We start from the raw sequence: 23327 nt of genomic DNA on the forward strand, positions 1-23327 counted from the left end.
CGCCCGGTCCAGCCGGCCGTCCTCCTCGCCGCGCTCGTAGTACTCCAACACCTCGGGCCGCAGTGCGGCGTTCTCCGTCGTCATCCCGGCACCCTGCCCGGCCCGCCGTGCGCACGCAAACGGTTAACGGCGCGTCACGTGCGCAGGGGCGGGGCAAACGGACCGACACCTCGTCAGGTAGCGGCGTCCCCCGAGGGGGCGGGGAGTGTCACCAGGCCGGGCGGAGCTGGCCCACGGGGGCCAGCAGGTTGAGGTCCTCGTGCAGCTCGCGCAGACGGCGCCGGCCGAGGGTGGAGGCCCAGGGGCGGACGGCGTCGGCGGCGGCGGCCTCGGTGGCGCGGGTGCACTCCCAGCCGAGGTCGGTCAGGACGATCAGCTTGGCGCGGGCGTCGCTGGGGTGCGGATGCCGCTCGACGTAGCCCTTCCTGACCAGGTCATCGACCATCTGACTGGCCGCCTGCTTGGTGACGCCGAGGTGGACGGCCAGCTCGTTGACGGTGGCACCGCCCGGGGCGAGCCGGGCGAAGGCGAAGCCGTGCGCGGGGCGGAGGTCGGTGAAGCCCCGGTCGCGCACTCCGGTGTCGATGGCGTGCACCAACTCGGAGGCCAGGGCTATCAGCAGGGGCGGGAGACTCTGGGCGATGGACTCGGGCTCGCTCATACCGGCAGCATGCCAGCCCGAGCTGTCCGAAGGTCAAGCCAACTGACCACTTGGACAAGCGACTTGACCATGCCACGACAGGAGCGGATCCGCCCCGCAGGAGCGCCCTCAGCCCTCGTACGGCAGCAGCTCCGCGCGCTTGGGCGGGCGGCCGTCGCCGGAGGAGCGGCCGGTGAGGCGGCGGCCGATCCAGGGGCCGAGGTGGGTACGCAGCCACTTGAGGTCCGCACCGGCCTTGGCGGCGCGGGTGCGCGGCGCGGCGGGCGGCAGCGGCGCGCGCCAGTCGAAGGGGGCCGGGCGGCCCAGGGCCTCCAGCACCGCGACGGCGACCCGGCGGTGGCCCTCCGGGGAGAGGTGGAGCCGGTCCTCGTCCCAGAGCCGGCGGTCGTCGAAGCACGGCGCGGAGAACAGGTCGACCACCCGCAGCCCGGGGTGGCGCCGCGCCAGGCCCTCGACGTAGGCCTTCATCTCCAGGATCGCCGGCAGCAGCCGCGCGCTGCCGCCCAGCCGCCTGGTCGGGTCGGTGCTGGTGAACATCACCACCGTGCCGCCGCCCGCGAGCAGCTTCTCCGCCGACTCGCCGAGCAGCCGCTTCACCAGCCCGATGTCGCACCCCGGCCGCAGCACGTCGTTCAACCCGCCCGCCAGGGTGACCAGTTCGGCCCCCATCGCGGCGGCCGCGTCCAGCTGCTCGTCCCGGATCTGCCCGATCAGCTTGCCCCGCACCGCGAGGTTGGCGTAGCGGAATCCGGGCCCGCCCTCGGCGGCGAGCGCGCGGGCGACCCGGTCGGCCCAGCCGAGGTAGTGGCCGTCGGGGAGCAGCTCGTCGCACATGCCCTCGGTGAAGGAGTCCCCGACGGCGACGTAGCTGCGGTACGTGGTGGTGGCGGTCTGGTTCGTCATGGCAGCACGATCGTACGCGCAGCGCCGCACCGTGCCACGACCGGCCGCCGGCGCGGCCCCCCCACCCACGGCCCCGACCCGCACCCTTGCCCGCGGCCGGGCCCGCCTCGCCCCCTGCCCCCCCGCGCGTGGATCAATCCGGTGGCGGGGTCGGCGGTGGCCTGCTTTCATTCGCCCGTGACCGACGACCCGAACAGCACCGATCCGACCGCCGCCGAGCTGCTCGACCGGCTGGAGCAGTACTACGACGCCGTCCCGCGCAGCGCCGCCCTCGTCGAGGACTTCGGCCCGCTCTCGCTCTTCCTGCGCAACGGCAGCGGCTTCCCCTACTACGCCCGCCCGACGCTCGGCTGGACCGGGCCCCCGGCCACCGCCGAGGACGTCGAGCGGGTACGCGCCCGCCAGCGCGAGGCGGAGGTGGCGGAGGCCTTCGAGTGGGTGGCCGAGACCACCCCCGGGCTGCGCGCGGCGGTGGAGGCGACCGGGCTCACGGCGCACGGCCACCCGCTGATGGTGCTCGTCGATCCGGCCCCGGCCGGTGCGGAGCAGGACAACACGGCGGAGGCCGAGGGGCACCCGCCGCTGGCGGACGTCCGGGTGGTCGGCGCGGAGGACCCGGCGCTGGCCGAGGCACTCGCGGTGGCCTACCTCTCCTTCGGCGAGCCGGGCACCGCCATCGGCACCGCCGGCCCGGCCGAACTGGCCGCGATGACGGCCCAGTTGAGCGCCGACGGGACGGCCGCCCGGATCGCCCAGCGGATCCGCGACGGCCTCACCGTGGTCGCCGCCGCATTCGCCCCCGACGGCACCGCCCTCTGCGGCGGCCAGCACCAACCGGTGGGCGGGGTCACCGAGTTGGTCGGCATCGGCACCCTTCCGAGCGCCCGCCGCCAGGGCCTGGGATACGCCGTCACCGCCGCCCTGGTGGCCGACGCCCGGGCCCGGGGCGTGGAGACGGTCTTCCTCTCGGCCGGGGACGAGAACGTGGCCCGGATCTACGGCCGGGTCGGCTTCCGCACCGTCGGCACCGCCCTGATCGCCGAGGCGTAGCGCCGGTACGCACGGGCGGGGCCGCACCCGGGGATCGGGTGCGGCCCCGCCGCGCGTTCACCGACCGGGCGTCAGAACTGCAGCGCCCAGCGGTCGATCTTGCCGACATCGGCGGCGGCGTTGTCGGCGACCCGCAGCTTCCAGACGCCGTTGGCCACCTCGGAGGAGGCGTTGACGGTGAAGGTGCCGATCACGTTGTCGGCGCTGCCGCCGTCGCCGAAGTTCTTGATCAGGTAGGCCGAGCCGTCGGGTGCCACCAGCTCCACCTTGAGGTCGCCCTTGTAGGTGTGCTTGATGTCCACCTCGACCTTGAGCGCCGCCGGGGCGTTGCCGCTCACCCCGCTGACCGTGACGGGCGACTCCACGGTGCTGTTGTCGGCGATCGCGTAGTCGGCGGCGTTCTCGAACTTCGGCCCGGTGGGCGGCGTGGTGCCGCCGCCGCCGACGTACAGCAGGCGGTTGGGCGAGCCGCTGCCCGGGCTCGTCACCACGCCGGTGGTGGCGTTGTTCACCAGGGCGGTGGCCACCTGGGCCGGGGTGTCGGTCCGGTGGTCGGCCAGCCAGAGGGCGGCCGCGCCGACCACGTGCGGGGTGGCCATCGAGGTGCCGGAGATGGTGTTGGTGGCGGTGTCGCCGGTGTTCCAGGAGGACTTGATGGAGGAGCCGGGCGCGAACAGGTCCACCAGGCTGCCGTAGTTGGAGAAGCTGGAGCGGGCGTCGGTGCTGGTGGTGGAGCCCACCGTGACCGCCTCGGAGACCCGGGCCGGCGAGTGGCCGCTCGCGTCCTGGCCGTCGTTGCCCGCCGCGACGCCGTAGGTGATGCCGGCGGCGATCGAGCGGCGGACGGCCGCGTCCAGCACGCTGTCCACGCCACCGCCGAGGCTCATGTTGGCCACGGCCGGCTTCACGGCGTTGGCGGTCACCCAGTCGATGCCCGCGACCACCTGCTCGGTGGTGCCGGAGCCGGAGTTGTCCAGCACCCGGACGGCGACGATCTTCGCCTTCTTGGCGACCCCGTACGAGGAGCCCGCCACCGTGCCGGCCACGTGGGTGCCGTGCCCGTGGCCGTCCTGCGCCACGTTGTCCTTGTCGATGGCGTCGTAGCCGTTGCTCGCCCGCCCGCCGAACTCGGAGTGGCTGATCCGCACGCCGGTGTCGATGACGTAGGCGGTCACGCCCTCCCCCGCGGTGTCCGGGTAGGTGTAGCCGCTGTCCAGCGGCAGCGCCCGCTGGTCGATCCGGTCCAGGCCCCAGGACGGCGGGTTGGGCTGGGTGGCGTCCACGTGGAAGGTGCGGTTGCGGGAGACCGCGGCCACCGCCGGGTCGGCGGCCAGCCGCTTCGCCCCCGCCTCGTCGAGCCGGACCGCGAAGCCGTTCAGCGCCGCGGTGTAGGTGCTGGTCACCCGGGCGCCGTAGCGCTCCACCAGCGCCTTCCCCTGCGCCGAACCCGCCGACGCGAAGCCTTCGTTGAGCACCACCAGGTAGCTGCCGGGCACGGCGTCCGGGGCGTCGGCGTTCAGCACCGCGCCCTCCGGGCCGGGGGCTTCGGCCTGGGCGGGGAGGGCGACGCCGAGTCCGAGCGCGAGGGCCGCCACGGTGGCGGCGGTGGCGGCGAGCATGCCGCGGCGGGGGTGACGTATCACAGCCATCAGGGGGATTCCTCCTAGGTGGGGGCGGTACGTGCTCGGCGGCCCGCGGGGCGTGCACAGCATGCCCATGACAGGCATGGCGGCAAATGGGGCCCTGGTCATGTCCGGCCGCCGGCAACGAGGTTGACGCATCGACGGCCGGACGCACAAGACGCGCGGACGGTTGTCAGACTCCCGGTGCCGGGAAGGTCTCCCGCAGGGTGAACACCTCCGGGCCCGGCCCGTCCGCCCGCAGCCTGCGCAGCTTCTCCGCGGCCTCGGCCACCGTCGGCTCGTGCCCGGCCGGCACCCACCAGAGTGCGGTCATCGCCTCGCTCGCCCGGGAGAACCACTCCCGGCGCCGCCGCAGCACCGCGATGTGGCCCGGGCTGTAGACGTAGGCCTCCAGCGCGTCCGGATCGCGCCAGACCGACATGTTGACGATCAGCCACTCGTCGTCGAAGATCACCTTCTCCCCGGCGGCGGCGGGTTCGGTGTACCGCCAGACGAAGCCGTCGGCCTCCTCGGCGAGCTGGTTGACCGGGTCCAACGCCGCGACGAAGTCCGCGAGTTCGGGACCGTCGAGGGGGTACATCAGGCGGGCTATGTTGATCTGGGCGAGTTGGTGAGTGACCGTCATGCGCGGACCCTAACCCCCGCCACCTGGGCGTCTCACCTTATTTCCAGCCCCTGGACACCCCGGGGGAAATCCCCTCGCACCGCCGCCCCGCCGGGGCCCATCCTGCTGCCCATGGGAGACAGAGCGAACGTCATCGTGGTCCGCGAGAGCGGCGAGCACGAGCTGTACTACTCCAAGTCGGCCGTCGACATCGACCTCGACCTGCTGCACGGACCCGAGGGCCTCCTGTCATCCCTCTCGCGAGCGCGCCGGGACGACTGGTGGCTCGACGACCTCATGGCGGAGGCCGGGATCCTGGCCGACTTCCACCACAAGGTGCTGCTCTGTTTCGTCTGGGAGGGCCCCACCGCCGAACTCCGTTACCGGCAGGTCGCATTGGAGCTGATCCGGGCCGCCTGGCCGGGGTGGGAGTTCCGTTGGCTCTACGACGGAGCCACCGAGCTGCGCGAGTACCTCGGCCTGGATCCGGAGTTCGTCCGCCGGCGCCCTTCCGATCCGGAGGAGCCGTCCTTCATGGGCCCGGACGACGAGAACCTGCCCGATCTGGACGATTGGGGCTACGTGGTGACAGTGGGCACCGACCGGGTCCACCTGGGCCCCGCTGACATCATCGACCACCCGGTCCAGTACGGGCCCGCCCTGCTCGACCTCCTGGCCGTCGCGCCCACGCACGGGGCGAGCCGGCGGTGGGCCACCTCCGGCGTCCACCTCGACCCGGCCCGCCGCTTCCTGGGCTGGTGGACCCTCGGCAACGTCCCCCGTGCGTACGAGGTGCCAGCCCGGTGGCCCGGCTGGACCGCGGAGTTCTGGCAGGACGACTGGCAGGCCCACGTCCGGGCCTCCGGTGGGCTGTTCTCTCCTGCCCCCTTCGACCCGGACGAGGCCCGCGCGGAGGTCCTGGAGCGGCTCCGGGAGCGCCGCTGACCTCCCGTCAGACGAAGTTCTTCTCGATCAGCAGGCCGACGATCCGCTCGTCGAAGTCCGGGAAGTCCATCGGCACGATGCCGAGGTGGATCCGCTCGGTCCGGCGCGCGTCCAGGTAGCGGTGGACCCTCGGCAGGATGGCGCCCGCCTGGGTCTTCGGCCAGAGGCCGTTGGCGTAGCTGGTGAAGTTGCAGTACATCTCGGCCGCGTCCTGGTGGTAGAAGGCCTGGTCGAACCACTGCTCCACCAGCCCGGCCTTGGCCGAGGTGGACACCCCCTGCCAGGTGTCCTGGGTGCGGAAGAACCCGTTGGTCCCGCTGGACCACTGGATGACGGACCACGGGTTGGCGAAGTCCGCCGCCAGCACGATCCGGCCGCGGGCCTCGCCGACCCGGGGCCACCAGGGGTTGGTCCAGAACAGGCCGCGGTAGTTCATCGACGGGTGGTCCAGGTAGAAGTCGAAGCGCCGGCGGAACTCCTCGTCGCCGAGCGCCTGCCCGCCCGCCCGCTCGTTCCGCACCCGCATCACCAGTACCTCGCCCGGGAACCGCCGCAGGTGGTCGCGGCAGGCGTTCAGCACGTCCTGGAAGCGGTGGTACTGGTAGTAGCGGTCGTGGTAGACGCCCATCTCGTCGGCCGTCCCCTGCAGGCCGTTCAGCCGGATGTCGAAGAAGCGGATTCCCTTCTCCAACTGCTGGGGCAGGCCCCAGTTCTGGGTGTGCGACCACTCGGTGCCGTTGCCCGGGTCGGTGCACCAGGAGTCGTGCGTGCCGGGGATGGTGAGCCGGGTGAGCGGCAGCCCGCCGTCCAGCCGGGCCATCCAGTCCGGGGCGTACAGCGCGGCGGCGCTCGCGGGGCGGGCCAGGCCGACGCCCGCGCCCGCCAGGGCGGCGGCGCCCGCCGCACCCCACGTCAGGGCTTGGCGGCGGCTGGGCAGGGCGGGACGGCTCATGCGGCACTCCGGTCTCTGGCGTGGACAGGACACACACGTGCGGTGCCCATCTTCCCGCCCGCCCCGCCCCCGCACCACAGTCGTGCAGTGCCGATTACCGTGCGCCCACGACCGCCTGAGCCGCCGTCAGGCCCGGGCAGCCGTCACCCAGTGCTCGCGCACCGCGTCCGTCGGCCGCTGCTCGCCGAGCGCGTCCATCCCCCACTCCCCCAGCGCGTCCACCACCGGGCGCAGCGCCGTGCCGCGCCCGGTGAGCTCGTAGACCGTGGCGTTGGCCGGGCGCTCCAGCTTGCGGCGCTCGACCAGGCCCTCGGCCTCCAGCTGCTTGAGCCGGGCCGCCAGGATGTCGGTCGACACGCCCGGCAGGTCGGCGTGCAGGTCGGTGTAGCGGCGCGGGCCGCGCAGCAGTTCACGGACGATCAGGAGGCTCCAGCGCTCTCCCACCGCGTCCAGGGCGCGGGCGACGGCGCAGTACTGGTCGTAGCTTCGGCGTGACATGTGGATCAGCATAGCCAAAAGGTTGGACTTTCCAAGTGGGTACTTGGTAGAACAAAGCAACCGGATGATGACGGATGACGGCGCGTCACCGGACACGGGTACGGGTACCACGGTCGGGAGGCCGCAGATGGAGTTTCGGCAGTCCAGCAAGCTGGCGGGCGTGTGTTACGAGATCCGCGGCCCGGTGGTCGAGCAGGCCAACGCGCTCGAGGAGGCCGGCCACAGCGTGCTCCGGCTGAACACCGGCAACCCGGCGCCGTTCGGCTTCGAGGCGCCGGAGGAGATCCTCCAGGACATCATCCGCAACCTGCCGAACGCCCACGGCTACAGCGACTCGCGCGGCATCCTGCCCGCCCGCCGCGCCGTGGTGCAGTACTACCAGCAGCGCGGCGTCTCCGGGGTGACGGTCAACGACGTCTACCTCGGCAACGGCGCCTCCGAGCTGATCCAGATGGCGGTCCAGGCGCTGGTCGACGACGGCGACGAAGTGCTCGTCCCCGCACCGGACTTCCCGCTCTGGACGGCCGTGGTGCGGCTCGCCGGCGGCAAGGCTGTGCACTACCTGTGCGACGAGGAGGCGGAGTGGTACCCCGACCTCGACGACATCGCCTCGAAGATCACCCACCGCACCAAGGCGATCGTCGTCATCAACCCGAACAACCCGACCGGCGCGGTCTACCCGAAGGAACTCCTCCTCGGCATCCTCGAACTCGCCCGCCGGCACGGCCTGATGGTGCTGGCCGACGAGATCTACGACAAGATCCTCTACGACGGCGTCGAGCACCACTGCCTGGCCGCCCTCTCCGACGACGTGGTCACCCTCACCTTCAACGGCCTCTCCAAGGCCTACCGGGTGGCCGGCTTCCGCAGCGGCTGGCTGGTCGTCTCCGGCCCCAAGCAGCACGCCAAGGACTACCTGGAGGGGCTCACCATGCTCGCCGGGATGCGGCTGTGCCCCAACGTCCCGGCCCAGTACGCCGTCCAGGCCGCCCTGGGCGGACACCAGTCCATCCACGACCTCACCCTCCCCAACGGCCGCCTCACCGAACAGCGCGACGTGGTCCACCGGGCCCTCAACGAGCTCCCCGGCGTCAGCTGCGTCAAGCCCAAGGGCGCCCTCTACGCCTTCGCCAAGCTCGACCCGGCGGTCCACCGCATCGTCGACGACGAGCGCTTCGTGCTGGACCTGCTGCTCCGCGAGAAGATCCACATCGTCCAGGGCACCGGCTTCAACTGGCCCCGCCCCGACCACTTCCGCTTCGTCACCCTCCCCCGGGCCGACGACCTGGAGACCGCGATCAGCCGGATCGGCCGCTTCCTCACCACCTACCGTCAGTAGGGCGCTGCGCCTCCCACTCCCGGCGGGTGACCAGGTACTCCACGTCCCCGTGCTCGGCGCCCTCGATGTGGTCCGGCCACTCCTCGTGGAAGGTCCGGACGTGGCGCAGGCCGGTCTTCACCATCACCCGCCGGGAGCCGGCGTTCACCGCCATCGTGGTGGCCACCACGGCCTCCGTCGTGCCGCTGTCGAACGCGTACCCCACCACCGCCCGGGCCGCCTCGGTCGCGTAGCCGCGCCCCCAGGCGGCCGGGCGGAACCGGTAGCCCAGCTCGGTGGAGCCCGCCGCCAGGCCGACGCTGTCGGCCGGCCGCAACGCCACCCACCCCAGGAACGCGCCGTCGCCCTTCCCCACGACCGCGAACGTGCCCATCCCTTCGGGGAGTTCGCGGTACCCCCGGAGGATCGCGGGCAGCACCTCGGCCGCCACCACCTCCCGCGGCTGCGGGCGCCCGGTGTCGATGTACCGCATCACCTCGGGGTCCCCGTGCAGGGCCGCCAGTTCGTCCAGGTCGTCGGTACCGAACCGGCGCAGCACCAGGCGCTCGGTCTCCAGAAGGGTCGTCACCCCACCGATTCGACCAAGCCCCGGCCGCCACCACAACCGGATTTCCCGAGGTCAGCACCCGCCCGCATAGGCTCGGTCCATGACCGTCCTGCGCTCCGCCCTGCTCTTCGTCCTCGCCGCCCTCGCCGAGATCGGGGGCTGCTGGCTGATCTGGCAGAGCGTCAAGGAGTCCCGCCCCTGGTGGATGGCCGGCCTCGGCATCGTCGCCCTCGGCGCCTACGGCTTCGTCGCCGCCCTCCAGCCCGACGCGAACTTCGGCCGCGTCCTCGCCGCCTACGGCGGCGTCTTCGTGGCCGGCTCCCTCCTCTGGGGCATGACCGTCGACGGCTTCCGCCCCACCCGCACCGACGTCCTCGGCGCCCTCGTCTGCCTGGCCGGCGTCGCGGTCATCATGTACGGGCCGCGCCGCTGACGCTCCGACCGACGGCGCGTAGGCAGTACAGTGCGACCGTACTGTCGAGTAGCGTCCGGACCGGAGGAACTCCCATGGCCAAGCCCCCCGCCGTCGGTGCGTCGGCTCCGTCGTTCTCGCTGCCCGGGGTCCTGCTGACCGAGGACCTGGCCGAGCGGCGGGAGTACCGGCTGGAGGAGGCCAAGGGCAGCCCGCTGGTGCTGGTCTTCTACCCGGGGGACGACACCCCCGTCTGCACCAAGCAGCTGTGCTCGTACACCTCCGACCTCGACCGCTTCCGCGACCTCGGCGCCACCGTCTGGGGCATCAGCCCCCAGGACCTGGACAGCCACGAGCGCTTCGCCCGCAAGCACCGCCTCGGCTTCCCCCTGCTCGCCGACCCGGACCGCGCCGTCGCCCGCGCCTACGGCATCACCGTCCCCGGCCTCGGCCTGCGCCGCTCCGTCTTCATCCTCGACGGCGGCTCCACCGTGACCTGGCGTCACATCGCCCTGGCGGGGCTCACCTTCCAGCACGCCGACACCCTCGCCGCCCAGCTCGCCGCCCTCGGCGAGGGCTGACCCCCCCCTCACCGCCAGAGCGGCCCCGCGCTGTCCCGGTCCGCGTCCTCGCACGCCCGGATCCGCTGCTCGACCACCCGCGCCTCGGCCTCGCGCCCCTGCGCCCGCAGCTTCGCGGCCTGCACCCCCATCGCCCCCACGTCGCAGGTGACCGCCCCCGCCCCGACGGCGGCTCCCCCGGTCCCCAGCAGCACCGCGCCGCCCACCAGGGCCACCACCGCGGCCCGCATCCGTCCGCCCATCGCCGCACCACCTCGTCACCGGGCTACTCCGCTTCACCCGCACCGAGTTGACCACCCGTCATCCCGTCCGGCTCCACCCTCCACGCCGGACGCCACCCACACGGAGGACCTCGTGCGACGATCCGAAAGCCTTACCGCCGAGGGGAGTTGACGGCGCAGGTATGGTGGTCGGGAAGACGCATCGACGCCCGTCCCGTGCCGTGAGCCGGGCAGGCCCTACGGGGGGAAGAAAGGTGCGTGCCCGGTGTCCATCGGGCTGCTCTCCACCATCGCCGCCGTGTTCTACGGAACGACGGTCTCGATCATCGCCCTGACCGCGACCTTCGCCCCGCGCCGTGCGCTACGGCGCGAAGCGCGCGACACCCTCGCCGTCCTGGTCCCGGGACGGGCGGTCGAGCCGCCGGCCGACCACCCGTCAGGAGGCCCGGCCAGCTGAGCCCCCACGGCCCGCAGACCGCCCGCAGACCACCCGGGGACCGCCTCAGTGCCGCCGGGAGCGGCGGCCGCGCCGCAGGAGCAGCAGCAGCGATCCGGCCACCGTCAGGGCACCCGCCGCACCGAGCACCCCCGTCACCTGCGCACCGGTCGCGGGAAGCTCACCGGAGCCGGGGGCGGGGCTGGGGGTCGGGGTCGGCACCGGACTCAACGTGGGCGCGGGCGTCGGGCTCGGCGTGGGTGTCGGCGTGGGCGTGGGCTGGTCGACGGGGACCTCGACCACGCACGGCGGGGTACCGGCGCGGCCCGTTCGGGTGCCCGCCGTCCCGTCCGCGCAGGTCGTGCCCGGGATGGTGGTGGAGACGGCGTTGCGCAGCAGCAGGTCGCCCTCGTCCGGCGAGTTCACCGTGACGCTGTAGCGCACCGTCGCCGTCGCCCCGACCGCGAGCGGCCCGGTCCAGCGCAGTGCGGCGCCGTCCCGGGTGACGGTCCCCGGGGTGGCGGTGGCGTCGTCGTTGTAGCGGGCGTCGTCGAGCACGCCCGTCAGGTCGTCGGTGAAGGTGGCCGGATCGATCGGGACCTTGCCGGTGTTGGTGGCCGTGACCGTGTACGTCACCGTGTCGCCGGGCGCGGCCGTGGACGCCGAGGCGGTCTTGGACAGCTGCATCGCGGGCGTCAGCTTCAGCACCGGGACGGTCGCCGTCGACGGGTTGGACGGGACGTCCTCGCCGCCGGGCGCGGTGCCGTGGGCCGTGGCGGTGTTGCTGAACTCGCCCGTGAAGGAGTCGTTCACCGTGATCACGTGGCTCCCGGTGCAGACCATCGACGCGGTCGGGGTGCCCATCGGCCCGAGCGCGGTGCGCGGGCAGGAGATGTCGGTGACCTGAGGGTCCGTCACGGTGACGGGGTCGAGGGTGGTGGTGCCGGTGTTGGTGACCAGGAACTGGTACCGCACGGTGTCGCCGACCGCGTAGGTCCTCGTCGCCCGTCCGATCCGCTGGTCGGCGACCGACTTGACCAGGTTCAGCTGGGTCAGCGGGACGACCGAGCTCTCCTCCAGGTTGCGGACCAGGTGGGTGTCGATCAGCCCGCCGGTGGACCCAGAGAAGCCGAACTTGTAGGTCTTCGGCGCCGGGGTGTCCATCTGGTACCGCAGCACCTCCTGGAAGCCCTTCCCGTCGTGGAAGTCGATGGTGACCACCACCAGCGGCTTGGCGTCCGGACTGACCGTCAGCCGGACGGTCCGGGCCGCCTGTTCGGGGTCGGGGGTGTCCGCCCGGAGGTTGCCGGGCAGCGTGGTGACCTGGCCGGAGGGCTTGCTCGCGTCCGGCTTCATGGTCGAGACCAGGAAGCAGTAGCCGTCCAGCCCCTCCCCCGGCCCGCGCAGGGTGACCGAATCGGTCACCTGGTTGTCGCTGATCACCGGTGACTTCTGTCCGGCCGGGCAGTTCAGTCCGCGCTGCTCGCCGTCGTTGGCGAAGTTGCCGTAGGCGTCGAGGCCGATGCCGAGGTAGCCGCCCTCCACGCCGGGCACCAGGTTCCGTTGGGCGTAGCCGAGCGAGCCGCCGTCGGCGCCCGCCGTCTTCAGGTCGACGCTGCCGTCCACCAGGAAGAACCCGATGCCGTCGGCGCCGTTGCCGCCGTACTGGTACTGGTCGAAGGAGACCACGAGGCCTCCGTTGCCCGGGAGCGGACGGTTGTAGAGCAGACCGCCGACCCGGTAGTTCCCGCCGTCGGTCAGCTGCAGCCAGCCCGGGGTGACCCCGGGGGCCGGGACGGACGGCGTGGTCTGCGACGCACCGGTGCAGGGCCCGGTCGTCGACTGGCCGGCCGGCGGCGGCCCGCCGGCCCCGGTCAGGCAGGCCGAGTCGAGCGGGACGAAGCCGGGGTCGGCGATCGAGCTCCCCGTGAACGTCTCGTTCAGCAGCACCGACCCTCCTCCGGCTCTCGGCAGGGGCCGTTCCGGGACCGTCCCGGTCGGCCGGGCCGCAGGGCCGCTCAGGCCGGTGACCGCGAGCACGGCGGCCACCGCCATCAGCGGGCGGGCGAGACGGAGGGAGACGGAATGGCTCACGTGCGCGGTCACCGCACGACGCTAATCGGACCGCCCCCGCTCCCCCCGGAGCCGAGCCCGGTCCACGGAGTTCTTCATCCGGACGGCCCCGCCCGATCGCCCCCGCCGGAGGGCAGCACAGCCGAACGGCGGCGCCCGGGCGGCGGGCGACCTGGGCGCTCGGGGAGATCACCGCCGAACTCAGGCCCGGGCTGGTCGACTTCGGAGCGGCATGGGGTCTCCGGACACCTCCCCGGACGGCGAGTGCCTCGGCGGCTGACGCCGCCGCCCGGGGAGGTCACGGACCGTCAGCCGAGGAGCATCCGGCCGACGAGGGCATCGGCCTCGGCCGGGTGGGTCTCCAGCCAGGCGGTGACGTGGTCTCGGACCGCCTCCTCCACGCAGGGGGCGACCGCCGGGTTGCCCAGCTTGTCGCGGATGGCGCCCTCGAAGCTCAGGTGGTCGTCGAGCTTCACGGAGACCACCGCGGTCAGCCCGTCCGAGATCCTGTCCCACGCGATCTCGGGTGCACCCGCGGTGCGCAGCTCCCGCCGGGATCCGTAGGAGCTGACGGCCGCTCGGAGCCCACGCCGCAGGCCCTCCACGTGGGTGCCACCGCCTTCGGTCCGGAAGCCGTTGGCGAAACTCCACTCGCGCGCCTCTCCCCCGCCCGGCCGCCAGCGAAGGGCCACCTCCAGCTCACCCGGCATCCGAGGGTCGTCGCACCCGAAGCCGATGACGTCAGGGCTCTCCTCACCGTCCAGGTGCGCGACGAATCCTCGAAGGTCGCCGCCGAAGCCCAACGCCCGGGGCTCGCCCGGTCCGCGCTCGTCGGTGAAGGTGACGGACAACTCGCGATAGAGGAAAGCCAATTGGCGGTACGCATCGGCCAGTACCTGCTGCGAGAACTGCGTGGTGTCGAAGACCTCGGGGTCCGGCCAGAAGGCCACCGTGACCGAACTGCCCTCCGCCGCACCTGCGTCGGTGACCGGCTTGACCGTGCGGCCCCGGGCGTAGCCTGCCTCCCAGCGGATGCCGTCCTGCCGCACCTCGAGCTCCGTCCGGGCGGACAGGGCGTTCACCGCGCACAGCATTCCGGGGGTGGCAAGCATGATCTCGCCTCGCCTCGCCCCCGTACCGAAGCAGAAGGAGAAGTCCGTCAGGAGCATCGAGAACTCGACCGGGTCCGCGCTCATTTCGCTCCGCACCCGGAACCCGCCGTCGGACAACAGGGTGACGTCGACGCGTCCCCCGCCCTCCGCGAGCACCCCGTTCATCGCGTGACAGGCCAGCTGGGAGGCCAGGTGGTGCAGGCCGCGTTCGCCCGTCGAGCCGACGTACATCCCGGGCCGCTTCCGGATCGCGTCCAGCCCCTCCAGCACCTGGATCGCACTCGCGTCGTAGGCATGGTTCTCCGTACTCACAGTACCCCTCCCGAAGGACGTCCGAACGGTGCCCTCAGCCTAGGACATTTCCACAGAAAGGCCAGGTCAGATGGGGTTTGACGGAGCCTCAGGAGGGCGCCTGCGTGCCTCCCCGGAGGCCCTCGCCCCGCTGCCCTCGACCCACCCCGGGAGTGCGACCGCGCCCCCGCCGGAGGCCTGTGCGGGGCATTTCCGGGAGGGCGCGGCGGCAGTTTTTTCGCGAGTTTCGAGGATCAGGCCGCAGGTGCGGCCGGGAGGCCTCCGGGGCGGTCGACGACGGCCCGCAGCAGGACGGCGGAGGTGCCGAGGACGGTGCCGGCCGGGCCGGCGTCGGTGGGGCGGGTGAGGACGGTGCGTTCGCCGAGGTAGGTGTGGGCGGCGCGGTCGAAGATCCACTGGGTCTGTTCGCCGGAGGGGGCGGTGCGGGCCACGGCCACGCCTTCGCGCCCGGCGGCGTCGGTGGCGGTGGGGACCGCGGTGACGCCGGGGATCAGGGCGGCGGCGCGGTAGAGGGCGGCGGTGACCTGCGGGGGTGCGGAGGTCTCGGCGAGGAGGTCGCCGATGGCGGTGAAGGCGCTCTGGTCGGGGTCCGTGCCCTGGCCTCGGGTCTGATCGTGGATCAGGAGGAGCAGGGCGGCCGGGTCGGTGGGGAGCGAGGCGAGCCAGGCCGAGGAGGGGCGGCTCACCGAGGGGTCGGCGGCGGGAACGCCGGGGGTGTAGGTGGTGACGCTGTCGGGGGCACCGTCCTCGCGGACCAGGCCGGGGCGGCTGCCGTCGGCGGAGGACCAGACCCGGCGGGTGTGCACGGGCGGGAGGACGGCGGGGCCGCCGTCCGCGCTCCGCCCGGCGAAGGCGACCCGGCTCTCCACGTAGACGAACTGGTCGGCGCGGGCGGCCGGTTGAGCACCGGAGCCGGCCGACACCAGGGCGATCCGGTCGAGCAGTCGGACGGCGGAGGGGGCATCGGCGACCACGGCCGGAGCGGGGCCGGACCGCTGCTGCCAGGGCTGCACGGCCAGCACGCCTGTCACGGCGCAGGCCAGCGCGACCCCGGCGAGGAGCAGCGGCCGGCGGACGGTGCGGGCCACGACGACGGGAGCGGAGGAGCGCAGCACCGACGCCTTGAGCAGCCGGGAGCGGTCGGCCCCCAGCGGCGGCACCGGCGGCGGGGGCAGCAGCTCGGTGAGGGGGAGGTCGGACGGGGACGGGGAGCGGTTCACCGGGAGGACTCCTGAAGGTGGCGGCGGTCGGCGGACGGAACGGGTGACGTGGCGTCAGGGGGAGCCGGGCAGCCGGAGGTCACCGAGTCCTCCGGGGCAGCCGGGCGACCGGCGGGGCCGGGGCGATCGGCGGGAGCGGAGTCGGGGCGGGCGGCCGGCGCAGGGCGGGGTCGGCGCAGTTCGGCCTCCGTGAGGGCCCGGAGCCGGTCGCGGGCCCGTGAGAGGCGGGAGCGGACGGTGCCGACCGGGACGCCGAGGGCCTCGGCGGCGGCCGCGTAGTCGAGGCCCTCCCAGACCACCAGGACGAAGACCTCGCGGTCGCGGGGCCGCAGCCGGCCGAGCGCCGCACGGGCCGCCCGCAGCTGCTCGGCGTCGGCGAGGTGGGCGACCAGGTCGTCGGAGAAGTCGGGCAGCAGGCCGCGTTCGGGGACGCGGGCCAGGGCCAGGCGGCGCAGGCGGCGGGTCCGGGCGTTGCGGCGGATGAGGTTGGTGGCGATGCCGAGCAGCCAGGGCCGGAGGCCGCCTCCCTCGGTGCGCAGCGACTCCCGCGCGTTCCAGGCGGCCAGGAAGGTCGCCGAGACGATGTCCTCGGCCTCCGCCCAGTCGCCGGTGACGCGCAGGGCGTACCGGTACAGCACGGCGGCGTGCTCGTCGTACAGCTCCGCCAGGGCGCCGCGGTCCCCCGCGCGCAGACGGTCCCTCATGTCCGGTTCCTCCCGTACGTGGTCACACTCCGCCCTGCCTCGGGCGTTGCGGGAGTTCCGGTGACCTGCGCCACACTCCTCGCCGACGGTCCCCTGTGATCGGGATCACCGGAACGCGGCGGCGCCGAGGTGCAGGGCAGTGCATGGACGATCCCAAGGCCTCCCGCCCCATCCACCGCCCCACCCGCCGCACCGCCCTGCGCTCGCTCGCCGTCGGCGTCGCCCTGCTGGTCACCACCGCACCCGCCGCCGACGCGGCGAGGGCCGCGACCGCGGCCGAACCGGCCACCTACACCCTGACGATCCATCACCTCGGCCGCGACGGCCGCCCCACCTCCGGCTACGAGACCCACGTCATCGGCGTCTCCGGCCCCGGCGCGGACCGCACCGAGGCCCCGTACGACGCCTCGGGCACCACCACCCTCCGCCTGCCGAAGGGCCGGTACCTGCTGGACGCCACCTTCACCGGCTCGGACGCGGTGGACTGGCTGGTGCAGCCCCGGCTGGACCTGACCCGGGACACCGCCGTCACCCTGGACGCCCGCCGCACCTCGCCGGTGGACGTGCGGCCGCCGGACGCCTCGGCGGAGTTCGTGAACAGCGGGGTCTACCTGGTGGTCGGCTCCGGCCCGGGTGCCCGGCTGTCGAACCGGATGTTCGCCCACCCCGGGATCCGGATCGGGCAGCAGGGCCCGGCGGCCGAGCCCGGCACGGTCCGGCAGACGTACGACAGCTACTGGCGGAACGGGAGCACCACCTACGCCCTCGGGTACGTCTCCACCGGCAGCCGCGCGATGGACGGGCTGGTGCGGCGCCCGGCGCTGCGGGACCTGGCCGCGTTGGAGGTGCGCGCGGCCGCCCGGCCGGGCACCGAGGGGGAGGTCGTGGTGGACCTGATGCCCTCGCAGGGGCCGACGATCGGGGTGCCGGCGAAGTTCCGGGCACCGGCGACGGCGGAGTTCCTGGTCACCCCGGAGCGCGGCGCGTGGGACCTGCTCTACCGGGCCCCGTTGGTCGGCGAGGCCCGGCCGACCATCTATCCGGCCCTCGGACTGAACCTGCGCGCCGGGACCAGGACCGTCCACGCCTTCGACAACGCCGTCTTCGGCCCGCAGCTCTCCGACCGGCCCGCCCTGGTCCAGGACGGCGACCAACTCACGCTCGACGTCGCGATGTTGGCGGACGGCGACGGGCACGTGCCGTGGTCGCCGGCGTTCACCTCGGCCACCACCACGCTCTCCCGGGACGGCAAGGCGGTCGGCACTGCCACCGACGCCCCCGGGCAGGGCTCCTTCACCGTCCCGCCCGGCAAGGCGGACTACCGGCTGACCAGTTCGGTGGAGCGGGGCGGCGCCCCCGGCACGGCGACCGTGGTGACGGCCGACTGGACCTTCTCCACCCGCGCGGCCACCACCGGCCCGACCCCGCTGCCGCTCAGCGTGGTCCGCTTCTCCCCCGCGCTGCGCGGCGACGGCTCGGCCCCGGCCGACGCCGCCCTGCGGCTGCCGGTCACCGTCCGGGGCGCGGCGGCCGACGGGCGGCACCGCTCGCTGGGCGTCTCGTACTCGCTGGACGGCGGCGCCTCCTGGCGGCAGCTCCCGGTGCGACAGGGCGCGGTGACCGTCCCGGCGACCGGCCGGGAGACGGGCGTGAGCCTGCGCGCGGAGCTGACCGACCTCGGCGGCAACACCCTCACCCAGACCGTCGTGGACGCCTACCGCACCCGGTGAGCCGCCTGACGCCCGGTCACCCTCCGGAGCGGTTCCGCCCGCTCCGGGGGGCCGGGACTCAGGAGGCCCTGGTCAGGTCGACCGTCTCGCAGTCGTCCGGGTCCCCGCCGAGGTGGTAGGCCAGCTCGGGCTTCTTCCGGCTGCCGCCCACGTAGGCGTACTCGTGCACGGCGGCACCCTCCGCGTCCAAGGTCATGGCCACCTCCAGGATCCCGTCCTTGGCCGTGGTCTCGCTCAGCACCCACGTACCGGAGGCGTGCGCGATCCGGACGACCTTCGCACCGGCCCCGTGCGGACGGTGGCTCCAGTCGGAGACGGTCACCGTGCCGTCCGCGGCCAGGGTCAGCCTCCCGTTCGGATCGCCCCGGTAGGTCCCGGCCAGGTCGGCGGAGGTGATCCCGGCGGGCTGCTCCCCGACGCAGAGCACGTAGACGGCCGACAGGCTGCACCCGGAGAGCGTCGGACCGGCCGCCGCCAGCCAGAGGCCCAACAGCAGCACCGACGCTCTCGCACCCCTGCCACGTCCCACCGGTCTCCCCGGCCGTTCCCCCATGCCGCCCGCCCCCGCACTCCGATGACCGGGGGCCAAGCATCCCCGGCACGCCATTTTGAACACGTTCAGCTTAGCTGGACCGAGGCCCCGCCACCAGTGGCCCCCGGCCGTGCGGCCGACGGACCACCCCGCTCCCCCGTGGTGTCACCCCCCGCTGCGATGATCCTCCGGACACCACCACCCGAGCTGGGGGAGCACACCATGGGCACCTGGGACATCGGCCCGTTCGAGAACGACAACGCGGCCGACTTCGCCGCTTTCCTGGACGACGCCGAGCAGTCCGAGCGAGGGGCGATCCTCCGCCGGGTGCTGGCCGCGGTCGCGGACAGCACGGACTACCTCGAGATCGACGAGGGCGCCGAGGCGGTGGCCGCCGCCGCCCTGATCGCCGCCCAACTCCCGGGCGGGGCACCGGTGTCGCCCGCCTACGGCCCCAAGCAGCCGCTGCCCCCGCTCGCCCCGGAGCTACGGGCCCTGGCGGCCGCGGCGCTGGGCCGGGTGCTCGGCGACGACTCCGAGCTGGCCGAGCTCTGGGACGAGACCGAGTACGGCGAGCCCTGGCGCGCGGACATCGGCCGGCTGGTGGCGGTGCTGGCCCAGCCCTGACCGGACCGGTGGCCCGCCGTCAGGGCAGGCCGTGGTCGCGGGCGTACGGGGCGGCCCCGGAGCCGGCCCACCCGATGCGGCCCTGCTTCGACACCGCCTTCGACGCCCTGGTCGCCTGGACCACCCGCGGCGGCACCCCGCCGCCCAGCGCCACCGTCCCGGTGAGCCTCCCGCTCCCCACCGGCGCCCCGTCAGCCGCCTGCGCCCTCTGACCCTCCGGCACCGCCCGCACCCTCGCTCTCGCCCTCGCCCTCGCCGTCCAGCAACCGCCGGGCGGTGAGGGCGATCCGTGCCCTGGTCAGGTCCGCCGGGTCGGTGAGGTCGAGACCGAGGGTGCGGCCGATCCCGTCGATCCGGCGGGCGACGCTGCTGTGGTGGAGGTGGAGGTCGTCGGCGGCGCGGCGCAGCGAGCCCGTCCGGCAGTACGCCTCCAGGGTGGCCAGCCCCTCCGGGTCCGCGGCGAGCCGGGCCAGGGCGGCCACGTCCGGATTGGCTCGGACGACCGCGGACGGCACGGCGGCCAGCAGCGCGAGGGCCCCCAACTCCCCGTGCTCGACGACCGGTCGGCGGTCGGTGGTGAACCGGAGCGCGGTACGGGCCTGCCGCCAGGCCTGCTCGGGGCCGCCCGCCGCGCCGATGCCCGCGCGGACCCCGGCCGGGAAGGCGGTGCGGTCCAGCACGGTGGCCAGCAGGACGCCGACCCCGGCCAGCACGGCCGCCTTCACCGGACGGCCGGGGCAGACCGCGGCACCGATCCGGTCCAGGGCGGGCCCCGCCGAGCGGACCGCCACCACATGCGGCGGGGCGTCCGGCGCGAAGCCGAGCAGCCGCAGCGCCCTGGCCCGGGCCGCCTCCTCGGCGCCGGAACTGACGGCGAGTTCGACCAGGGCCGGGTCGGCCATGGTGGTGCGGGCCGGTCCGTACCGCTCGACCGCCGCGGCGACGGCGATCGCCAGGCGGTCGAGCAGCACCTCGTCCAGTGGGCTCCCCGTGCCGCCGCGCTCCAGCCAGACCTCGCCGATCTCCTCCTCGTCCAGGGTGACCGCGGCCCGCGCCGAGACCTCCCCCGGCGGCCCCGCAGCCTCGGTCCCCAGCGGCGAGAAGCGGACCACCCGCCCCGTACCGTGCAGCCGGATGCCGGTCACGCACTCGGCCAGCCCGGCGGAGGTCCGGGCCAGCGCGGGCAGGTCGACCCGGCGGCGCATCAGGGTGTCGTAGAAGCCGATGATGCGGATGGCACCGTCGACATACGGATCGAGCCCGGAGAGCCGGACGGCCAGTGCTTCCATGCCCGCACCCTAGTGCGGCCCCGCTCTCCCGGGGCCCGCCGAACGGTGCGCCGCGACGGCGGGACGTGCGACGGACGGCGGCTGACGCGACGTCAGGGTGCGGACAGGATGGAGGACATGGACCCGGAACTCGAAGCCTTCATCCCCTTCCTCCCCGACACCGACGTGACCGACCCGCTCACCGCGCGGCGCAACTTCGCCGAGCGGGCGGCCGCCCGGCCGGCCCCGGAGGCCGCGCTGCTGGACGTCGAGGACCGCACCGTGCCCGGCGACCCGGACGTGGCGGTGCGGATCTACCGGCCCCGGGACGAGAAGTCCCCCCTGGGCGCGATCATCTGGCTGCACGGCGGGGGGTTCGTCTTCGGGGACCTGGACACGGAGCACCCGTGGGCCGCCAAACTGGCCCACGGCTCAGGGGTGTTGGTGGTCTCCGTGGACTACCGGCGCTCCCCCGAGCACCGCTACCCGGCGGCGCTGGACGACGCCTGGACGGTGCTCGGCTGGCTGGCCGCGCACGCGGCGGAGCTGGGCGTGGACCCGGAGCGGATCGCGGTCGGCGGGCACAGCGCGGGCGGCGGGCTGGCCGCCGGGCTGGCGCTGCGCTCGCGCGACCGCCGGGGGCCGGCGATCCGCTTCCAGCTGCTCAACCAGCCCGGCCTGGACGACCGTCAGGAGACCTGGTCCCAGCGGCACTTCACCGCCACCCCGTGGCACGACCGGGCCAAGCTGACCGCGGTCTGGGCGCACTACCTGGGCGACGCGGTGGCCGACGAGTACGCCGCCCCCGCCCGGGCCACCGAGCTCTCCGGCCTGCCGCCCGCGTACATCTCGACCGCCGAGTTCGACCCGCTCAGGGACGAGGAGATCGTCTACGCCCTGCAGTTGATGCAGGCCGGGGTCCCGGTCGAACTGCACCAGTGGCCCGGCACCTTCCACGGCTCGCAGGCGATCCTGTCGGCGGACGTCTCGCAGCGTCAGCTCGCCGAGCTCTGCGAGGTGCTGCGCCGGGCCCTGGCCTGACCCGCGGGCGGCGTCCTCAGACCCGGTCGTAGGTGAGGAAGAGGACGCCGCTCTTCAGGGCGGTCTGGTCCGTCAGCTGCCAACTGCGGGGCTCGAAGGCGGCGGAGCGGCCGAACAGCGGGATGCCGGAGCCGGTGCTCAGCGGGGAGAGCTTGAGCACCAGCCGGTCGATCTCGGGCAGCAGCGTGCCGGCCAGCTCGCCGCCGCCGCAGAGCCAGATGTCCTTGCCCTCCTCGGCCTTGAGCTCACGGACCTTGGCGACCGGGTCGGTGGCGACCAGCTCGACCGCCGGGTCCGGGGCTTCGGTGAGGCTGCGGGAGAAGACCAGGTGGCGCAGGTGCGGGTAGGCGTTGGCGACGCCCGCGTCCAGGCCGATCCGGTAGGTGTGGGTGCCCTCCAGCACGGTGTCGAAGCGAGCGCCCTCGGCGGTGAGGCCGAAGGCGGCCCGGGCCGGGCCGGGGAGGGTCTCGGGGTACTCGGCGACCAGGTGCTCGACGTAGTCCTGGCCGATCGGCCAGAAGCCGTCCGGGCCGGTCGGGTCCCCGCCGGCCGGGGCGGCGATGTGGCCGTCCAGCGTGGTGGCGACGAAGTACACCAGCTTGCGCACGTTCTCTCCCTGATGGTCGGTCAGCCCCCCGTCGGGGCAAGCCCGTTCAGCCATTTGATCATGAGCGGGTGAAGGAGTGCCCCCGGCCCACCGGGGTGAAGCCGCGGCGCCCGTACCAGTACTGCGGCCAGTCCTCGGCGTCGGCGATCAGGAACCGCAGCTCCACCCCGGCGGCGCGGTGCAGCGCGGTGGCGACGACGGCGTCCGCGTAGCCGCGGCGGGTGTGCTCGGCGGCGGTGATCAGGTCCTCGATCTGGGCGGTGCCGCTCGGCGGGTCCAGGTAGAGGTCGGCCCAGGCGGCCACCTCTCCCTCCGGGGTCCGGGCCGCCAGGAAGAGCACCTCCTCCGCACCGCGCCGCCGCGCCACCCGGCGCTCGACCAGCTGCCGCACGCCCTCGTCCGTCAGCTCCGGCATCCACTCGCGCAGCCGCTCCCCGTACGGCTCCGCCAGCACCGGCCAGTCCACCGGCTCGGCCGGCTCGGCGGGCGGTGCGGCGGGCGCCGGGCCGGTGTGGTGCATCACCAGCTCGGTGCTGTGCTGGTACCCGGCGGCGGTGAACAGCGGCGTGCAGGCCGCGCCCAGCTCGTCGTCGTAGACGGTCAGCAGCCGGTGGTCCGCGTCCGCCATCACCTCGTCCGCGAGCGCGAGCAGCACCGCCGGGTCGAGGCCGGTGCCGTCCACGTGCAGCTGGTTGTGCTCGTAGGAGAGCGGGAACTCCGCGTTCCGCACCACGAACCCGCCGGTCACCTCCCGCACCGAATCGGCCTGACGGCGGGCGAAGGACGTCCGGAAGGCGGTGATCCGCCGCAGTTCACTGGCCACCCTGCCGATGCTAGGTGAGCCCGCCCCAGGGGCAAGCGGTTTATCCCTCGGGCGGTGCCGTCGGCGCCACCTGGCAGGATGGCCGGATGCTGCTGAACCCCGAACAGACCCTCTTCGTCCGCGGGACGACCCCGGTCCTGCTCCTCGCCGACGCGCCCGTGCACGCGGAGCTGCCCGCCGTCAGCGCACCCGACGGGACGGTGGCGACGGCGGCCCGCTGCGAGGGGTGGAGCATCGTGCCCAGGCTCACCCTCTGCGTCGTGGACGGCCCGGGGGACGCCGGACTGATGGTGCCCGCCATGGTCGCGCCGGTGGTCGGTTCCCCGGCCGGACCGGGCGGGATGGCCGACTGGTGCGCCGACGCCGAACGGGCCGGCGGCGCCGTCGTACTCTCCGTCGACGCCCTGCCCGACTCACTCGACTTGCCCGCCCTGCTCGGCCCGGGCTCTTCCCGGGGAGGCTTCGTCCCGCTCCTCGGCTGAACCG

The 23327-nt window shown here is 74.0% G+C and carries 26 protein-coding genes and 1 pseudogene; 11 read left to right on the forward strand and 16 right to left on the reverse strand.

Annotation, left to right across the window (positions count from 1 at the left end; all coding sequences use genetic code 11):
• Positions 1–208 precede the first annotated feature (208 nt).
• Positions 209–661: a MarR family winged helix-turn-helix transcriptional regulator gene (locus ABD946_RS17680; RefSeq protein ID WP_345284661.1), complete on the reverse strand. Its 453-nt coding sequence runs from the start codon at positions 659–661 to the stop codon at positions 209–211.
• A gap of 108 nt (positions 662–769) precedes the next feature.
• Positions 770–1564, reverse strand: a complete 795-nt coding sequence (locus ABD946_RS17685; RefSeq protein WP_345284663.1) for an SGNH/GDSL hydrolase family protein — start codon at positions 1562–1564, stop codon at positions 770–772.
• 177 nt (positions 1565–1741) lie between these two features.
• Here ABD946_RS17685 and ABD946_RS17690 point away from each other — a divergent pair, with 177 nt between their 5' ends.
• Positions 1742–2614 (forward strand): GNAT family N-acetyltransferase, encoded by an 873-nt coding sequence (locus ABD946_RS17690; RefSeq protein WP_345284665.1) that lies wholly within the window; start codon positions 1742–1744, stop codon positions 2612–2614.
• Between the two features lie 71 nt (positions 2615–2685).
• Here the strand turns inward: ABD946_RS17690 and ABD946_RS17695 are convergent, their stop codons facing one another.
• Together ABD946_RS17695 and ABD946_RS17700 are read right to left on the reverse strand one after the other, a co-directional pair.
• Positions 2686–4263 (reverse strand): S8 family peptidase, encoded by a 1578-nt coding sequence (locus ABD946_RS17695; RefSeq protein ID WP_345284668.1) that lies wholly within the window; start codon positions 4261–4263, stop codon positions 2686–2688.
• A gap of 166 nt (positions 4264–4429) precedes the next feature.
• Complete coding sequence (locus tag ABD946_RS17700) at positions 4430–4882, reverse strand: DUF3291 domain-containing protein (RefSeq protein WP_345284670.1); 453 nt, start codon at positions 4880–4882, stop codon at positions 4430–4432.
• Between the two features lie 111 nt (positions 4883–4993).
• Here ABD946_RS17700 and ABD946_RS17705 point away from each other — a divergent pair, with 111 nt between their 5' ends.
• Positions 4994–5806: a hypothetical protein gene (locus ABD946_RS17705; RefSeq protein WP_345284672.1), complete on the forward strand. Its 813-nt coding sequence runs from the start codon at positions 4994–4996 to the stop codon at positions 5804–5806.
• A 7-nt stretch (positions 5807–5813) separates the two neighbouring features.
• Here the strand turns inward: ABD946_RS17705 and ABD946_RS17710 are convergent, their stop codons facing one another.
• Together ABD946_RS17710 and ABD946_RS17715 are read right to left on the reverse strand one after the other, a co-directional pair.
• Positions 5814–6758, reverse strand: a complete 945-nt coding sequence (locus ABD946_RS17710; protein ID WP_345284674.1) for a phosphatidylinositol-specific phospholipase C — start codon at positions 6756–6758, stop codon at positions 5814–5816.
• Between the two features lie 147 nt (positions 6759–6905).
• Positions 6906–7256 (reverse strand): annotated as a pseudogene (locus ABD946_RS17715) (winged helix-turn-helix transcriptional regulator); the annotation flags it as partial.
• A 127-nt stretch (positions 7257–7383) separates the two neighbouring features.
• Between ABD946_RS17715 and ABD946_RS17720 the strand changes: the two are divergent.
• Complete coding sequence (locus ABD946_RS17720; RefSeq protein ID WP_345284676.1) at positions 7384–8595, forward strand: pyridoxal phosphate-dependent aminotransferase; 1212 nt, start codon at positions 7384–7386, stop codon at positions 8593–8595.
• Here ABD946_RS17720 and ABD946_RS17725 read toward each other — a convergent pair.
• The gene (locus ABD946_RS17725; protein ID WP_345284678.1) at positions 8576–9163 is read right to left on the reverse strand and encodes a GNAT family N-acetyltransferase; all 588 of its coding nucleotides are present in this window, start codon (positions 9161–9163) and stop codon (positions 8576–8578) included. The genes ABD946_RS17720 and ABD946_RS17725 overlap by 20 nt on opposite strands.
• Positions 9164–9242: 79 nt before the next feature.
• On the opposite strand from ABD946_RS17725, the gene ABD946_RS17730 reads away from it, so the two are divergent.
• Both ABD946_RS17730 and ABD946_RS17735 read left to right on the forward strand, forming a co-directional pair.
• Entirely contained in the window at positions 9243–9575 is a 333-nt protein-coding gene (locus ABD946_RS17730) for a YnfA family protein (protein WP_345284680.1), read from the forward strand.
• Between the two features lie 74 nt (positions 9576–9649).
• Complete coding sequence (locus ABD946_RS17735) at positions 9650–10135, forward strand: peroxiredoxin (RefSeq protein ID WP_345284682.1); 486 nt, start codon at positions 9650–9652, stop codon at positions 10133–10135.
• Positions 10136–10143: 8 nt separating this feature from the next.
• On the opposite strand, the gene ABD946_RS17740 is transcribed toward ABD946_RS17735, so the two are convergent.
• On the reverse strand, positions 10144–10377 hold the full coding sequence (locus tag ABD946_RS17740; protein WP_345284684.1) for a hypothetical protein: 234 nt from the start codon (positions 10375–10377) through the stop codon (positions 10144–10146).
• Positions 10378–10621: 244 nt separating this feature from the next.
• Between ABD946_RS17740 and ABD946_RS17745 the strand changes: the two genes are divergently transcribed.
• The gene (locus tag ABD946_RS17745) at positions 10622–10813 is read left to right on the forward strand and encodes a hypothetical protein (RefSeq protein WP_345284686.1); all 192 of its coding nucleotides are present in this window, start codon (positions 10622–10624) and stop codon (positions 10811–10813) included.
• A 45-nt stretch (positions 10814–10858) separates the two neighbouring features.
• Here ABD946_RS17745 and ABD946_RS17750 read toward each other — a convergent pair whose 3' ends face one another.
• From ABD946_RS17750 to ABD946_RS17765, 4 genes are all read right to left on the reverse strand, one after another.
• On the reverse strand, positions 10859–12898 hold the full coding sequence (locus tag ABD946_RS17750) for a DUF7507 domain-containing protein (RefSeq protein WP_345284688.1): 2040 nt from the start codon (positions 12896–12898) through the stop codon (positions 10859–10861).
• Positions 12899–13173: 275 nt separating this feature from the next.
• Positions 13174–14289 carry a DNA gyrase subunit B gene (locus ABD946_RS17755; RefSeq protein ID WP_345284690.1) on the reverse strand — a complete coding sequence of 372 codons (1116 nt, stop codon included), beginning with the start codon at positions 14287–14289 and terminating at the stop codon, positions 13174–13176.
• Positions 14290–14522: 233 nt separating this feature from the next.
• On the reverse strand, positions 14523–15509 hold the full coding sequence (locus ABD946_RS17760; RefSeq protein ID WP_345284692.1) for a CU044_5270 family protein: 987 nt from the start codon (positions 15507–15509) through the stop codon (positions 14523–14525).
• Positions 15506–16213 (reverse strand): RNA polymerase sigma factor, encoded by a 708-nt coding sequence (locus tag ABD946_RS17765; protein ID WP_345284694.1) that lies wholly within the window; start codon positions 16211–16213, stop codon positions 15506–15508. Before ABD946_RS17765 ends, ABD946_RS17760 begins: the two co-directional genes overlap by 4 nt.
• A gap of 143 nt (positions 16214–16356) precedes the next feature.
• Between ABD946_RS17765 and ABD946_RS17770 the strand changes: the two genes are divergently transcribed.
• A complete protein-coding gene (locus ABD946_RS17770; RefSeq protein ID WP_345284695.1) occupies positions 16357–17943 on the forward strand; it encodes a serine protease in 1587 nt (528 codons plus the stop codon).
• 58 nt (positions 17944–18001) lie between these two features.
• Here ABD946_RS17770 and ABD946_RS17775 read toward each other — a convergent pair whose 3' ends face one another.
• Positions 18002–18442, reverse strand: coding sequence for a hypothetical protein (locus tag ABD946_RS17775; protein ID WP_345284696.1), 441 nt, complete (start codon positions 18440–18442; stop codon positions 18002–18004).
• Positions 18443–18697: 255 nt separating this feature from the next.
• Between ABD946_RS17775 and ABD946_RS17780 the strand changes: the two genes are divergently transcribed.
• Both ABD946_RS17780 and ABD946_RS17785 read left to right on the forward strand, forming a co-directional pair.
• Positions 18698–19102, forward strand: a complete 405-nt coding sequence (locus ABD946_RS17780) for a DUF4259 domain-containing protein (RefSeq protein WP_345284698.1) — start codon at positions 18698–18700, stop codon at positions 19100–19102.
• Positions 19103–19110: 8 nt separating this feature from the next.
• Positions 19111–19314 carry a hypothetical protein gene (locus tag ABD946_RS17785; RefSeq protein WP_345284700.1) on the forward strand — a complete coding sequence of 68 codons (204 nt, stop codon included), beginning with the start codon at positions 19111–19113 and terminating at the stop codon, positions 19312–19314.
• Here ABD946_RS17785 and ABD946_RS17790 read toward each other — a convergent pair.
• A complete protein-coding gene (locus ABD946_RS17790; RefSeq protein ID WP_345284702.1) occupies positions 19294–20391 on the reverse strand; it encodes a helix-turn-helix domain-containing protein in 1098 nt (365 codons plus the stop codon). The two genes, ABD946_RS17785 and ABD946_RS17790, sit on opposite strands and share 21 nt — an antisense overlap.
• Positions 20392–20508: 117 nt before the next feature.
• On the opposite strand from ABD946_RS17790, the gene ABD946_RS17795 reads away from it, so the two are divergent.
• A complete protein-coding gene (locus ABD946_RS17795; protein ID WP_345284704.1) occupies positions 20509–21411 on the forward strand; it encodes an alpha/beta hydrolase in 903 nt (300 codons plus the stop codon).
• 16 nt (positions 21412–21427) lie between these two features.
• Here ABD946_RS17795 and ABD946_RS17800 read toward each other — a convergent pair whose 3' ends face one another.
• Positions 21428–22018 (reverse strand): dihydrofolate reductase family protein, encoded by a 591-nt coding sequence (locus tag ABD946_RS17800; protein WP_345284706.1) that lies wholly within the window; start codon positions 22016–22018, stop codon positions 21428–21430.
• Positions 22019–22076: 58 nt separating this feature from the next.
• The gene (locus ABD946_RS17805) at positions 22077–22841 is read right to left on the reverse strand and encodes a GNAT family N-acetyltransferase (protein WP_345284708.1); all 765 of its coding nucleotides are present in this window, start codon (positions 22839–22841) and stop codon (positions 22077–22079) included.
• A gap of 86 nt (positions 22842–22927) precedes the next feature.
• Between ABD946_RS17805 and ABD946_RS17810 the strand changes: the two genes are divergently transcribed.
• Positions 22928–23323, forward strand: coding sequence for a hypothetical protein (locus tag ABD946_RS17810; protein WP_345284710.1), 396 nt, complete (start codon positions 22928–22930; stop codon positions 23321–23323).
• Positions 23324–23327: the final 4 nt, after the last annotated feature.

Origin of the sequence: Kitasatospora albolonga (assembly GCF_039535905.1) — a bacterium.
Lineage (GTDB): Bacteria > Actinomycetota > Actinomycetes > Streptomycetales > Streptomycetaceae > Kitasatospora > Kitasatospora albolonga.

Bases quoted from the DNA above. Each gene is read 5' to 3' on its own strand.
- ABD946_RS17810 (WP_345284710.1), top strand. From the start codon at position 22,928: ATGCTGCTGAACCCCGAACAGACCCTCTTCGTCCGCGGGACGACCCCG.
- ABD946_RS17695 (WP_345284668.1), bottom strand. From the start codon at position 4,263: ATGGCTGTGATACGTCACCCCCGCCGCGGCATGCTCGCCGCCACCGCC.
- ABD946_RS17710 (WP_345284674.1), bottom strand. From the start codon at position 6,758: ATGAGCCGTCCCGCCCTGCCCAGCCGCCGCCAAGCCCTGACGTGGGGT.
- ABD946_RS17780 (WP_345284698.1), top strand. From the start codon at position 18,698: ATGGGCACCTGGGACATCGGCCCGTTCGAGAACGACAACGCGGCCGAC.
- ABD946_RS17735 (WP_345284682.1), top strand. From the start codon at position 9,650: ATGGCCAAGCCCCCCGCCGTCGGTGCGTCGGCTCCGTCGTTCTCGCTG.
- ABD946_RS17680 (WP_345284661.1), bottom strand. From the start codon at position 661: ATGAGCGAGCCCGAGTCCATCGCCCAGAGTCTCCCGCCCCTGCTGATA.
- ABD946_RS17740 (WP_345284684.1), bottom strand. From the start codon at position 10,377: ATGGGCGGACGGATGCGGGCCGCGGTGGTGGCCCTGGTGGGCGGCGCG.
- ABD946_RS17730 (WP_345284680.1), top strand. From the start codon at position 9,243: ATGACCGTCCTGCGCTCCGCCCTGCTCTTCGTCCTCGCCGCCCTCGCC.
- ABD946_RS17765 (WP_345284694.1), bottom strand. From the start codon at position 16,213: ATGAGGGACCGTCTGCGCGCGGGGGACCGCGGCGCCCTGGCGGAGCTG.
- ABD946_RS17705 (WP_345284672.1), top strand. From the start codon at position 4,994: ATGGGAGACAGAGCGAACGTCATCGTGGTCCGCGAGAGCGGCGAGCAC.
- ABD946_RS17790 (WP_345284702.1), bottom strand. From the start codon at position 20,391: ATGGAAGCACTGGCCGTCCGGCTCTCCGGGCTCGATCCGTATGTCGAC.
- ABD946_RS17795 (WP_345284704.1), top strand. From the start codon at position 20,509: ATGGACCCGGAACTCGAAGCCTTCATCCCCTTCCTCCCCGACACCGAC.
- ABD946_RS17700 (WP_345284670.1), bottom strand. From the start codon at position 4,882: ATGACGGTCACTCACCAACTCGCCCAGATCAACATAGCCCGCCTGATG.
- ABD946_RS17685 (WP_345284663.1), bottom strand. From the start codon at position 1,564: ATGACGAACCAGACCGCCACCACCACGTACCGCAGCTACGTCGCCGTC.
- ABD946_RS17720 (WP_345284676.1), top strand. From the start codon at position 7,384: ATGGAGTTTCGGCAGTCCAGCAAGCTGGCGGGCGTGTGTTACGAGATC.
- ABD946_RS17770 (WP_345284695.1), top strand. From the start codon at position 16,357: ATGGACGATCCCAAGGCCTCCCGCCCCATCCACCGCCCCACCCGCCGC.